This window comes from Paenibacillus sp. NPDC093718 (assembly GCF_050279985.1).
Lineage (GTDB): Bacteria > Bacillota > Bacilli > Paenibacillales > Paenibacillaceae > Paenibacillus_AQ.
Genome location: NZ_JBNNUS010000005.1, coordinates 478958 through 491914 on the forward strand (window position 1 = coordinate 478958; position 12957 = coordinate 491914).

Genomic DNA, 12957 nt, shown 5'->3' on the forward strand with positions numbered 1-12957 from the left:
GCAACGGGAGTGAGAAGGCTTTTTTGTGTTTTCATGCCGGGAAACCGGTTATATTCCGTGATTGGAAATGGGCAGGAACCGCCATTACAAATACAAGATATGTTAAAATGTTCGCAGCTGGTATTGGATGTAGCGACGTCGTTTATACGTGATCATGGAGTACAAATCTGCTGATCTTCTGTAGCTATTTTGTACAAATAGCCTGCACATGTCGGAGGTGAAATAAACGTGGGGTGGATGATCGGGATGGTGGCCGGAGCCGTTCTAGTCCTTCTAGCAGTTGTATGGTTCAGACGCAAGAAAAGCAGCGAAAGTGCGCGTAATGTCATCCATTTGAAAACAAAAACGCGAACCCGCAGCGGTCAGGATGGACAAGTGTGCAGTAAATGCCGCCGCAAACGCCAATTAATCTTTTACGCGGATGATTCCGGTGCCGTACGAGGGCTGTGCACCGATTGTAAAAAAGAGCTTGAACGGCATCAGGAATTATATCCCGTCTAGTGAAATGCATGGCGGTATACAAGAGGAAGTGCGAGGGGAAACTAACCTTTCGCATTTCCTCTTTTTTTGAGTAATAAAGTACATATGCCTTGGACATTTGCGGAACTGCGAGGACTCCCTAACTTCAACAAGATTGTGTATAGTGAATAACAGTTCCAAATCGAAAGGGAGTGCAGAACTTGAACAGGTTTGGCAGGCTGAATACACTGCGGAATCAAATCTTCCTTGGATTTATGCTGGTGATGGTTATCGTATTGGCATTGGTCGGGGTGTTTGTATATGATCAGGTGTCGGCTTTGCTGCGCAACAGTGCGGAGAAGCATATTCAGCAGACGGCCGTTCAGGCCACGGGGAAGCTGGATGCGCTGCTCAAGCAGGTGGATACGCTGACGGCCCAAGTCTCGACGAACGCAACGGTTCAGCGCTTTCTGGCGCAGGAGACCGCGGGTAAGCCGATAACATTTGGTGAACGGCAGTCCCTTCAACAGGAGGTTCGTAAATACGAAGCCTATGCTACAGGCATCCGGTCGCTGGAATTATATACGAAGGATTATCGGCGGCTGTTTCCGCTGGATGAAGGAAGTCTGACCAGCCGGGTTAGGGGCGATTGGATTACTGCGGCAGACCAGGGCATGGGGAAGCTGGTATGGTTCGGGCAGGATCCCCGGGATCCGGATGTGGTGGTAGCGGTACGTAGAATTCGGCTGATTGACCATTCCTTTGCCCACGGCGGGTACTTGCTCGTGAAGCTGGAGAAGGACTATTTTGCGCTGGCGGATTCAACTGGCGGCATGGGCAGCGATTCGCGTGAAACGATGGGACTGTTTGATCAGGCGGGGAATGAAATCTCGTCGGAATTTGCCACCATGGTGGATGCGAAGGAAGTTTTGCACCGCGAAGGGGAGACGGTTACGGTCGGCCATGAGGACTACATTGCCGTACAGAAACAGTCTGAGGCCACGGGCTGGAACCTGGTCATCTTGACGCCTGTCGATTATACGACGGAGGGGATATCGGTGCTGCGAACGGCGATTATTGTATCCGGGGGTGTGGGTGCGCTGCTGTTTCTGTTCTTAAGCTTTATACTGACCACGATGATCATCCGGCCGATTTTGAATCTGATCAAAGCCATGCGCGGCGTAAGGCTGGGGATGCTGAAGCCCATAGCCGTCACCTCGAAGACGATGGAGATCAACGAGCTTAACAATTCGTACAACCAGATGGTGGATTCGCTGAACGAATTAATTGAGGTCGTGTATCAGAAGGAGATCATTCAGAGCCGGACAGAACTCAAAGCGCTGCAGGCGCAGATCAATCCGCACTTTCTTTTTAACACATTGGAAGCGTTTTACTGGGCGCTGGATGATCAAGGCGAAGAAGAGCTGGCCCAAATCGTGGTCGCGATGTCCGGTTTATTCCGTTACGTCATTAACCGCAAAGACGAGGATGAGTGGGTATCGGTCCGGGACGAGCTGGATCATGCTGAACGCTATTTGATGATTATGAAAATGCGGATGCTGGACCGGTTATCCTGGAAAATTGAGGCGGATGAAGCCAGCAAAAACGTGCCGATTCCGAAGCTGCTGATTCAGCCGATCGTGGAAAATGCGATCCTGCACGGGGTTGAACAGCGTTTGGGGCCAGGCACCGTCATTGTAAGGGCAACGGCCTCCGAACACCCGGGATATACGGTCATTTCGGTTAGCGATGACGGCCCCGGAATGAACGAGGAGACGGTGGCCTCTCTGTATTCCTCCATGGAAAAGGGATACGCGGAATCTTCTAAAAAAAGCGGTGTCGGCATTGCCAATGTAGAGCAGAGAATCCGGCTGTATTACGCTTCCGGGCAAGCCGGCCTGCGTATTCACAGCGTGGTGGGTCAGGGAACGACGATCTCATTTCAAATTCCGAATGATTTTCAGGCTAATAGTGGGGAGGGGGAAAAGCATGAAAACAATACTGATCGTGGATGATGAGCCAAGAACGAGGGAAGGAGTAAGAAAGACCCTGGAGGCATGGTCGTCGGGTCGCTGTAGAATCGTAACGGCTACAAGCGGCGTAGAGGCGTTGGAGTGGCTGCAGCAGCAGGTGGCGCATCTGGTGGTGACAGACATCCGCATGCCGGAAATTGGGGGGCTGGAGCTGATTGAGCGATTGCATGAACTGGAGCACCCGCCTGTCATTATCGTCATATCCGGCTATTCGGAATTCGATTACGCCCGCAAAGCGCTGCAATATGGTGTCGTGGATTACCTCCTGAAGCCGCTGGATAAGCGGAAGCTGGTAACTGCAGTCGAATCGGCCCTGGAACGCCGGGAAAAAATAGATCGGATTGAGCGGATGGAGAAACTGGTCGACCCCAAGCTGTTGGAGGCGGCGCAGCAGGATAAAGGCTACAGTGTCCAGGTGCAGGAAGCACTGAAGTACGTGGATCAGCATCTTCAGGAGCCGGTATCGCTTAAGGAAGTGGCGGAGGTGCTCCATCTGAACTCCAGTTATTTTAGCGTGTTATTCAAAGAGCAGACCGGACTCACCTTCAGCGAATATCTGACGCGTCGCAGGGTGCAGCGGGCCAAGGAGCTGCTGGCAGGCACATCGCTGCCTGTCGCGGAAATTGCGGAGAAGGTCGGATACCAGACGGCAAAATATTTCGTAAAAGTGTTCCGCGACATTGAGGAAGTAAGCCCGAGTCAATATCGCCACAGCGTATCCGATAGCGGAGAGGAAATCTAATAAAAGTGGAATTAGTCCCAATCATTATGACCTTATACAATCATCCCCTCACTGATAAAATTTGATTAAAGCGGTTTCAATACGCGAACAGCATACTAGAAAAGGGGTTGTAAACGTGTTCAACAAAAAATGGACGGTTCTGCTTCTAACATTGTGTCTCGCTTTGGTTGCAGCTGGTTGTGGATCGAGCAACAGCAGCACGGGAGATACAGGCAACGGGGGCAGCGAAGGCGATAAAGTTACGGTGAACTTCATGCACTTATGGCCGGCTGGCGTTTCTGCAGGACAGAATAAAATCGTGAATCAGATCATCGAAGAATATCAAAAAGAGAATCCGAACGTGACGATCAAACAGGAAGTTCTGGATAATGAGCAGTACAAAAATAAATTGAAAGTGCTTTCCGCCTCGAACGAGCTTCCGGACGTTGGGGTAACTTGGGCAGCGGGATTCCTGAAGCCTTACGTCGAAGGCAAACTGTTTGCACCGGTAGATGATCTGCTGGACGGTCAGCTTAATGGCAAGTTCGTAGCCGGCACGACCGAGGCTTATGCCATTGACGGCAAAACGTATGCGCTTCCACTTGAGTTTAATATCGCTCCGGTATACTACAACAAAGCGATATTCGAGCAGCATAACCTGGCGGTTCCGCAAACCTATGAAGAATTCAAGAATGTCGTAAAAACGCTGTCCGATAACGGGATTGCTCCGATCGCACTGGGCAATAAGGATCGCTGGACCGGTTCGCTCTGGTACATGTACCTGGCAGACCGAATCGGCGGACAAGAAACGCTGGCCAGCGCAATCAACGGTTCGAGTTCCTTCAAGGACGAATCGCTTGTAAAAGCAGCCGCCGAGGTTCAATCGCTGGTGGATGGCAATGCGTTTGTCAAAGGGTTCAACGGCTTGTCCAACGAGGAAGCGAAATCCGAATTCCTGAACGGCAAAGCGGCCATGTACATGATGGGTACCTGGGAACTCCCTAACTTTACAACCAATGAAGAGATTCCGCAGGAATTCCGCGACAGCGTCGGTTTCTTCAAATTCCCGACGGTTGAAGGCGGCAAAGGCGATATTAACAGCTGGGTAGGCGGACCGGGTGTCGGCTTGTTCATCGGAGAGAACTCCAAGGTGAAGGAAGAATCCAAGAAGTTCGTTGAGTATTTCGTAACCAAATGGGGCGAGCAGTCCGTGACAGGCGCCGGCGTCATCCCGGCAACGAAGGTGGATACCTCGACGCTTGAGCTTCCGCAGCTGTACATCGATCTGTTTGATGAAATGAACAAAGCAAGCAGCATTACCTTGTTCGCGGATGTACAGATGGAGGCGAATGCTGCCGAGACACATCTGAACATGATCCAGGCGCTCTTCGGCAAAGCCGTGACGCCGGACAAATTCTCCGAAGAGCATGATGCGGCGATCTCCAAAGGGAACTAAGACTCTTTAGGACAACAAAGAAACGGGAACCTGGTTTATCCGGCAGCGATGCCGGATAAATCTTTCCTCTAGACCATATGGAGAAAGGAGTCGGACACTTTGGATAAAGTGATGTCCAACAAAAAAATCATCGCGCTGTATGTACTGCCTGCACTGCTTGTGATTATGGCCGTCGTTTATATTCCAATCCTATTGACCGCCTATTACGGACTGAACGAATGGAACGGCATCGGTGCAATGACCTTTATCGGACTCGATAACTACCAGGCATTGCTAAAGGACGGAAAGTTCTGGGACAGTGCATGGCACTCTCTGCTGTTAGCCGTATTCTCGGCTGCAAGCCTTATTATCTATCTGGCCGTGGCGATGGTACTGGCCTCCAAGATCAAAGGCGCCAACCTGTTCCGTAAAATCTATCTCATCCCTATGCTGCTGTCCTCCGTTGCGATTGCGCAGCTGTGGCTTCGCATTTACCATCCGACGAACGGGATTGTGAACAGCTTCCTGGAATCCATCGGGATCACGAACCCGCCGGCATGGCTCGCTGAGCCGTCGCTTGTCTTGTTCGCTTTGTTTATTCCGATTCTGTGGCAGTATGCCGGTTTCTATATCTTGATCTATTATGCAGCCCTGAAGAATATCCCGGTATCGCTGGTGGAAGCTGCCAAGATCGACGGGGCGACTTCCCTGCAAATTGCGTTCCGGATCAAGCTTCCACTCATCATGGAAGTAATTAAAGTTACGATCGTGCTGGCGGTGGTAGGTTCCTTGAAATATTTCGACCTTATCTTTGTTATGACGGACGGGGGGCCTAACGGCGCAAGTGAAGTGATGGCGTCCTACATGTATCACACGGCTTTCCGCGCTTATGATTTCGGTTACGGCAGCGCGATCGGGTTCTTCCTGCTGGTGATCTGTCTGATCGTAACGTGGGTCATACGGAAATTAACGGCATCAAAAGAAACGATCCAATATTCATAAGGAGGAATGCTTCATGATATCCGGAGCCACAGGACAGCTCCATGACGGGCGCGCCCGGTCCGGAAACGGAGTGGGAGGCAAGCTGGGTTACGCGCTGCTGTATATCGTGCTGATCGGCGTAGCCGTATTCCAGCTGTTCCCGCTCGTATGGCTGCTGCTGTTCTCTTTAAAAAACAATCAGGAAGTATTCGATCTTCCTCCGCTGTCCCTTCCGATGAATCCGCGCTGGGAGAATTACGAGAAGGTATGGAGTGCCGGCAACATCAGCGTTTATTTTCTGAACAGCGTCTGGATCACCGTTGTCGCGACTGCGCTCACGGTCATTCTGGGAAGTCTCGTCACCTTCGCGATTACGAGAATGAAGTGGAAGGGCAGCTCCTTCGTCCTCGGATTATTTATGGTTGCCATGATGATTCCGGTTCACTCCACCTTGATCCCGCTGTTCAGCATTTTCAACAAGGTTGGCCTGACCGATCATCCGGTTTCTTTGATATTGTCGTACGTGGCTTTCAATATGCCGATTACCATTATGATTCTGCTCGGGTTCTATTACACGCTGCCGAAGGAAGTGGAAGAGGCGGCGGTCATGGACGGCTGCTCGGTTCACCGGGTCTTCTTCCGGATCGTGCTTCCGATGACGGGCTCGGTGCTGGCGACGACAGCCATCATTAACATGATCTACAACTGGAACGAATTTATCTTCGTGAACACGTTCATCAGTTCGGATATGTTCAAGACGCTCACCGTCGGCGTTCAGAACTTTATCGGACAGTACACAACCGATTGGGGCGCTATCGGCGCAACCTTGATGATCAGTATTTTGCCAATCCTGCTGATGTTCCTGTTCCTCAGTGACCGTATCGTGGAAGGCATCGCTGCTGGTTCGGTGAAAGGTTAAGTATCATAGAACTCATCCATTTCCGGATAAAACATACGAGCCGCTTCAAGGAGACTTCTTGTAGCGGCTCGTTTGCTGTATATCCATCTCCATCTGCAGCATGGCTATCAGAAGAAAAGGCATCCCAAGGTTGGACCAACCTTGGGATGCCTCTTAGATTATAAGATTTTGCTGTGTATGATGCTGATTCAATCCTCTGTCGTTAAACCCATCCCAGTGCCTGGGCCACCTGAGTGACCAGGAAGGTGACGCCGATGGCGATGGCCGTCGGGATGGCAAAGGACAGGAACGTCCACTTCGCGCTTTTCGTTTCCTTCCAGATGTTGACGAGCGTGGTTCCGCATGGATAATGAAGCAGCGAGAACAGCATCATGTTCAGTGCGGTCAGCCAGGTCCAGCCTTGGTCCAGGAAAATTTGCTTGAGGGCAAACATATCGGTAACCTCGGTCAGGGAGCCTGTGGCCAAATATCCCATCAGCAGGATCGGCAGCACGATTTCATTGGCGGGAAGGCCAATAATAAAGGCCATCAGAATGAAGCCATCGAGTCCGAGTGCGCGCGCAAACGGATCGAGAAATTCAACGAAATGAATCAGAATGCTGGCATCGCCAATATAGATGTTGGCAAGCACCCAGGTGAGGACGCCTGCAGGCGCCGCTACGATAATCGCTCTGCGCAGTACATAGAAGGTTTTATCCAGGGTCGACCGGAGAATGGTATTCAGTATCTTCGGTTTACGGTATGGAGGCAGCTCCAGCGTGTAGTGGGAAGGAATGCCTTTCAAGGCGGTTTTGGACAATCCCCATGATACCGTGAGCGTGACAACGACACCGATTAGCACCATGCCCATAACAACGGAAGCCGTTACGAGCGTCTGGGCTCCTCCCGAAAAGCCTGCCGCCATGAACAAGGAAGCCAGCAGGATCAAGGTCGGCCAGCGACCGTTGCAGGGCACGAAGTTGTTGGTCAGAATGGCGAGCATCCGCTCCCGCGGCGACTCGATAATCCGGGTCGACATAATAGCCGCCGCATTGCAGCCGAATCCCATCGCCATGGTGAGGGACTGCTTGCCGTGCGCTCCCGTTTTTTTGAACAATCGGTCGAGGTTAAAGGCTACCCGCGGCAAATAGCCGTAGTTCTCAAGCAGCGCGAAGGCCGGGAAGAAGATGGCCATGGGAGGCAGCATCACGCTGACAACCCAGGCGGTTCCCCGGAACAACCCGAGGATCAGCAAGCCATGGAGCCAATCGGGAGCGTGGATGGCCTGAAAAGCCATGGTCAGGTATCCTTCGATCCAGCCAAAGAAACTTGCCAGCAGGGAAGAAGGCACGTTAGCCCCTGCTATCGTTAAGTAAAAAATAACGCCGAGCATGGCCAGCATGATCGGAAATCCCCACAGCTTGGAGGTGAAGATGCGGTCCAGACGCTCGGAACGGTACAGAAGCTCACGGTTGGTGACGGTGACGGCATCACTGCACAGCTCGCGGGATTTTTTGAATAATTCGCCGACGATGTCTTCCCGAACATCCTCTACCTGCTCAGCAGGAATGGCGGCTGTTAGAGCTTCCAAGCGCTTTAGCTGTTCCAAGTGAAATCCCTCCTTTATCCGAAGCCTTCAATCGTTCTTTCAGCGTGGCGATCAGCTTCCGGTCCCCATCGAGAAAGCGGATGGCCAGCCATCTGGCTGGATATTCGTCGCCGAAAATGTCTCTTAATTCGGACTCCAGGCTTGAAATTTGTGATTCCAGCTGTTCGTTGTATTTCATCCGGTACGGCGTAGTCGGAGTCTGCCCTGTGCACATGAGAAGCAGCTGCTCGGACAGGGTATCCAGGCCTTCGTTATTTCTGGCCGATATCGGAATGACGGGAACCCCGAGCTGATCGGCCAGCTTGCGTGCGTTAATCTTGATCCCTTTTTTCTTCGCTTCGTCCATCAGATTCAAGCAGATGATGACCCGGTCGGTCATTTCCAGCACTTGCAGCGCAAGGTTAAGGCTTCTTTCCAGCGCCGTAGAATCCAGAACCAGCAGAGTTACGTCCGGCTTCTCAAAAATAATATAATCGCGCGCCACTTCTTCATCGGCCGAGTTGGAGAACAAGGAGTATGTCCCGGGCAGATCGATAAATTGGAAGCGGGTGTCTTTGTAATCGTAATTGCCGCTTGCGAGACTGACTGTTTTGCCGGACCAGTTGCCGGTGTGCTGCTTCAGGCCGGTGAGCGCATTAAAAAGCGTGCTTTTTCCCGTGTTCGGGTTGCCAGCCAGCGCGACGGTAAAAGTTCTCATGATGACATCACCTTACCCCAGATTAACTGACTTTCTTCTTTTCTTAATGCAATGACGGTACCTGCCACTCTATAAGAGGTCGGATCGCCGAGCGGGCTGGCTTTCAGCACTTCGATAACGGAGCCCGGAACGAATCCGAGGTCCAGAAGCCGCCGTTTATGCTCTCCGCGGATATCCACCTGTTCAATCAGAAACCGCTCGCCGAGCGCTGCCTGATGCAAATGCTGCCGATATTTTGTCTCATCCATAAAGTTTAACCTCTCCCTACTAAATTGGGCCGAGCATATATTGTTTCCTTGAAGCAACTTTATGCCTATAGTATGACTGAATGTGTATGTTGTCAACTGGATTCATCAGATATTTATTCGAGTTTCATGCGGCGTTTGACGATGCAGTCACCATTTTATGCTTGAAGGGGAAACAAGATATATGTTATATGTATATATGAGCAAGTATTCATGTTATTGGAGTGATACCTAGATGATGTGGGATGTAGTCGTTATCGGCGCGGGGCAGGCAGGATTGGCAGCCGGCTATTCGCTGCAGCAGGCAGGAATGAAGTTTCTGTTGTTGGATCGGGGGATGGAGGCAGGTGATGCATGGAAGACGAGATATGATTCCTTGAAGTTGTTTACGCCGAGGACTCATAGTGCCTTGCATGGAATGAGGTTAGAGGGGGATCCCGACGGGTTCCCGGATAAAGATGAGATGGCTTCCTATCTGAAATCGTATGCAGCGCGGTTTAGGCTGCCCATTCAGTTTGAGACGGATGTGAAGTGTGTCCGGAAGGAAGAAGACCGTTTTATACTAGATACCCATCAGGGAGAATATCATGCAAAGGCGCTGATCATCGCTACCGGGCCGTTTCGAAAGCCTCGAATTCCGACGTTTGCAGCATCGGTTCCAAAGGAAATTCTCCAGTTGCACTCATCCGATTACAGGCAACCTTCCCAGCTTCAAGAGGGTGGAGTTCTTATCGTTGGCGGCGGGAACAGCGGGGCGCAGATTGCGGTCGAACTGGCGGGTGGACGGGAAACGTATTTGGCCCTCGGACAGCAGCCGCGGTATTTACCCATGACCATTGGGGGAAAGAGCATGTTCTGGTGGTTGGACAAACTCGGCATTTTATCAGCCGGCGGTTCCTCCTGGGTGGGACGTAAGCTGAAGCGCCGCGGAGACCCGATTTTTGGATATGAATTGAAACAAGCGGTCAAGTGCGGTAAAGTGGTGTTGAAAAAGAGAGCCGTTGATGCCGGCGCATCCGGAATGCGATTCGAGGATGGAACGGAGCTTAAGGTCCGGAATATCATCTGGGCGACCGGCTTTGTTCCCAGCTATGATTGGCTTCATGTGGATCAAGCGCTGGATCATGAGAAGGCTGTTATTCATACACGCGGTATCAGTCCGGTAAAGGGGCTCTATTATGTAGGTTTGCCTTGGCAGACGCACCGGGGCTCCGCACTCTTGGCAGGAGTTTCACGGGATGCCCGCGAAATCGTTGAAGCCATTATGGAGAAGAGGGGATTAGTTTATGGAAAAAGAGCACCATGAGCTGCTGCACGAAGACGAGGCCATGGAAGCGTCACGACTGCTGAAGGCCATTTCGGATCCGACGCGGATCCGGATTCTTCATTTGCTCTCGCAAGAAGAATGTCCCGTCGGCCATATTGCCGAGGTGCTTGGCATGAGTCAGTCGGCGGTATCCCACCAGCTTGGCTATCTGCGAAGTTTAAGACTGGTCAAATACCGGAGGGACGGAAATACATATTTTTATACGTATGAAGATGAGCATGTCATCGGGATCTTACGGCAGGTACTGGACCATATCGCTCATTAGAATCGCCTGACCCGTTCATGCTTGACATTCCGACCGTCCGGCTGTAATGTATTGGAAAATGAATTTCCCGTGAATAACGATCATCAAGGACATGAGGATGCAAGATTCGGCGAGACAGAAAAGAAGCCCTTGGCTGAAAGGCTTCCACCCGCTAGGCAGTGTCCTTCCTACCTTGTAGTTGCCCGCTGTGAACAAGCGGCGCCGGTTCGGCCCGTTACCGCCTTATGAAGCATCTTCAATGGAGCATCTTTTGCGTCCGGCAAGATGGAATCAGGGTGGTACCACGAGCACATTCGTCCCTAGGAGCGAATGTGCTCTTTTTGCGTTAGGGCAGGTTCATTCATGGAATAAGAAGGAGTATGAGGAAGATGCGGCAAAGCCAATTATTGATGACAACGATGCGTGATGTGCCTTCCGAGGCGGAGGCACTGAGCCACCAATGGATGCTCCGCGGCGGCTATATCCGTCAAACGGCAGCAGGAATCTATTCGTATCTGCCGCTGGGACGGCGGGTCTTGCAAAAGATCGAAGCTATTATTCGGCAGGAAATGGATGCCTCCGGCGGACAGGAGATGCTCATGCCCGCTGTTCAGCCCGCCGAGCTGTGGAAGGAATCGGGCAGGTACGATGTTTACGGTTCGGAACTCATCAGGCTGCATGACCGCCATAACCGGGAGTTCGTGCTTGGACCAACTCATGAAGAAGTGATTACGTCCATCGTTCGCCAAGAAATTTCTTCATACAGGAAGCTGCCAGTCAACCTGTACCAAATTCAGAACAAATACCGGGATGAGCGGCGTCCGCGTTTTGGTCTGCTGCGGGGTCGTGAATTCCTGATGAAGGATGCCTATTCCTTTGACCGGAACTGGGAGGGCCTGGATGTGTCCTACCGGAACATGTATGAAGCGTATGAACGAATTTTTAGGCGCTGCGGGCTAACGTTCCGGGCGGTGGAAGCCGATGCGGGTGCCATTGGCGGGCAAGGGGAAACCCATGAGTTTATGGCACTGGCGGATATAGGCGAGGATACCGTTGTTTCCTGCAGCGATTGCAGTTATGCTGCAAATCTAGAGCGAGCGGAGTCTGCGGCTTCAGCTGTGTCTGCAGGAAGAGAATCCGTAAAGACCGACGGCAGCTCAGTTATAGAACAAGTGATTACTCCTAATGTGAAAAGCATTCAGGAATTGACTAACTTCCTGCAAGTCGGCCCGGAGCAATTGATCAAGACGCTGATTTACCACGTGGACGGAGAATGGGTTGCGGTGCTTGTCCGGGGAGACCGCGAAGCAAACGAGGCAAAGGTGAAGTCTTACTTAGAAGCAGAACTAGTGGAATTAGCGAGTGCCGAAGAGGTGATGCAGGCGACAGGAGCCCCAGTCGGGTTTGCGGGACCGGTAGGCTTAGCCTTAAAGGTATTGGTCGATTCCGAAGTAGCAGCTATGGCAGAGGGGATCACCGGTGCCAACCAGGAAGATACCCATCTGAAGGGAGTCCGCCCAGGACATGATTTTTCGCTGGAACACACCGGCGATTTCCGGAATGTAACGGAAGGTGAACCTTGTCCGCGCTGCGGTGATCCGCTTCTGTTTCATCGCGGAATTGAGCTTGGACATGTGTTCAAGCTGGGTACGAAGTACAGTGAGGCTATGAACGCCATGTACCTGGATTCCGACGGACGGGAGAAACCGCTGATCATGGGCTGCTACGGTATTGGCGTCTCCCGCGTCATGTCCGCCATCGCCGAGCAGTGCATCTCGGATGAGCGGTTGGTCTGGCCGATGTCTGTGGCTCCGTTCAAGGTGCACATTATCCCGGTTGCGGTTAAGGATGAGACTCAGATGAAACTGGCTGAACATATCTACAGCGAGCTGAACAAGGCTGGTCTGGAGCCGCTGTTGGATGACCGGGACGAACGGGCCGGCGTCAAGTTCAAGGATGCCGACCTGACCGGCGCTCCGCTTCGCATCATCGTTGGGCGCGGTGCGGTTTCGGGGGAGGTCGAATGGATGGGCGTAGATGGAATCAAGATTAGCATGCCTGCCGAGGAAGCGGTCCAACGTTCACGTGAGGAGGCAGCCCGTCAGCTGAAGTGATATTATGGAGCCTTTCAGTATGAGCCGAGTATTCATTAAGCTGGAGATGAGTAGAAGGAATTAACTTGGAATATCATGGAGTTCCCAGATCGTGCAATTTCCCAAGAATGACTTTATGGATCGAACAGAGAGTGCAAACATCTTGGAAGTCCCTAAGAAAGACTTGCAGGATTAAAATAGAGCGTACTCAGCTA

General features: G+C 51.8%; 12 protein-coding genes. 9 read left to right on the top strand and 3 right to left on the bottom strand.

Annotated features, from left to right (window positions below; all coding sequences use genetic code 11):
- Window positions 1-237 precede the first annotated feature (237 nt).
- From ACQKPA_RS17910 to ACQKPA_RS17935, 6 genes are all read left to right on the top strand, one after another.
- On the top strand, window positions 238-501 hold the full coding sequence (locus ACQKPA_RS17910) for a hypothetical protein (RefSeq protein ID WP_427494003.1): 264 nt from the start codon (window positions 238-240) through the stop codon (window positions 499-501).
- Between the two features lie 179 nt (window positions 502-680).
- Complete coding sequence (locus ACQKPA_RS17915; protein WP_427493915.1) at window positions 681-2474, top strand: cache domain-containing sensor histidine kinase; 1794 nt, start codon at window positions 681-683, stop codon at window positions 2472-2474.
- The gene (locus ACQKPA_RS17920; protein WP_427493916.1) at window positions 2449-3234 is read left to right on the top strand and encodes a response regulator transcription factor; all 786 of its coding nucleotides are present in this window, start codon (window positions 2449-2451) and stop codon (window positions 3232-3234) included. The genes ACQKPA_RS17915 and ACQKPA_RS17920 overlap by 26 nt, the downstream gene beginning before the upstream one ends.
- A 115-nt stretch (window positions 3235-3349) precedes the next feature.
- A complete protein-coding gene (locus tag ACQKPA_RS17925) occupies window positions 3350-4669 on the top strand; it encodes an extracellular solute-binding protein (RefSeq protein ID WP_427493917.1) in 1320 nt (439 codons plus the stop codon).
- Window positions 4670-4768: 99 nt separating this feature from the next.
- The gene (locus ACQKPA_RS17930) at window positions 4769-5650 is read left to right on the top strand and encodes a carbohydrate ABC transporter permease (RefSeq protein WP_427493918.1); all 882 of its coding nucleotides are present in this window, start codon (window positions 4769-4771) and stop codon (window positions 5648-5650) included.
- Window positions 5651-5663: 13 nt separating this feature from the next.
- On the top strand, window positions 5664-6548 hold the full coding sequence (locus ACQKPA_RS17935) for a carbohydrate ABC transporter permease (RefSeq protein WP_427493919.1): 885 nt from the start codon (window positions 5664-5666) through the stop codon (window positions 6546-6548).
- A 202-nt stretch (window positions 6549-6750) separates the two neighbouring features.
- On the opposite strand, the gene ACQKPA_RS17940 is transcribed toward ACQKPA_RS17935, so the two are convergent.
- From ACQKPA_RS17940 to ACQKPA_RS17950, 3 genes are read right to left on the bottom strand one after another with little or no spacing between them, the layout of a single operon-like run.
- On the bottom strand, window positions 6751-8136 hold the full coding sequence (locus ACQKPA_RS17940; protein ID WP_427493920.1) for a nucleoside recognition domain-containing protein: 1386 nt from the start codon (window positions 8134-8136) through the stop codon (window positions 6751-6753).
- A complete protein-coding gene (locus ACQKPA_RS17945) occupies window positions 8087-8833 on the bottom strand; it encodes a FeoB small GTPase domain-containing protein (RefSeq protein WP_427493921.1) in 747 nt (248 codons plus the stop codon). Before ACQKPA_RS17945 ends, ACQKPA_RS17940 begins: the two co-directional genes overlap by 50 nt.
- Window positions 8830-9081, bottom strand: coding sequence for a FeoA family protein (locus ACQKPA_RS17950; RefSeq protein WP_127589552.1), 252 nt, complete (start codon window positions 9079-9081; stop codon window positions 8830-8832). The genes ACQKPA_RS17945 and ACQKPA_RS17950 overlap by 4 nt, the downstream gene beginning before the upstream one ends.
- 235 nt (window positions 9082-9316) lie before the next feature.
- On the opposite strand from ACQKPA_RS17950, the gene ACQKPA_RS17955 reads away from it, so the two are divergent.
- From ACQKPA_RS17955 to ACQKPA_RS17965, 3 genes are all read left to right on the top strand, one after another.
- On the top strand, window positions 9317-10384 hold the full coding sequence (locus ACQKPA_RS17955) for a flavin-containing monooxygenase (protein WP_427494004.1): 1068 nt from the start codon (window positions 9317-9319) through the stop codon (window positions 10382-10384).
- Window positions 10365-10670, top strand: coding sequence for an ArsR/SmtB family transcription factor (locus ACQKPA_RS17960; RefSeq protein ID WP_427493922.1), 306 nt, complete (start codon window positions 10365-10367; stop codon window positions 10668-10670). Before ACQKPA_RS17955 ends, ACQKPA_RS17960 begins: the two co-directional genes overlap by 20 nt.
- Window positions 10671-11038: 368 nt before the next feature.
- Window positions 11039-12763 carry a proline--tRNA ligase gene (locus ACQKPA_RS17965; protein WP_427493923.1) on the top strand — a complete coding sequence of 575 codons (1725 nt, stop codon included), beginning with the start codon at window positions 11039-11041 and terminating at the stop codon, window positions 12761-12763.
- Window positions 12764-12957 lie beyond the last annotated feature (194 nt).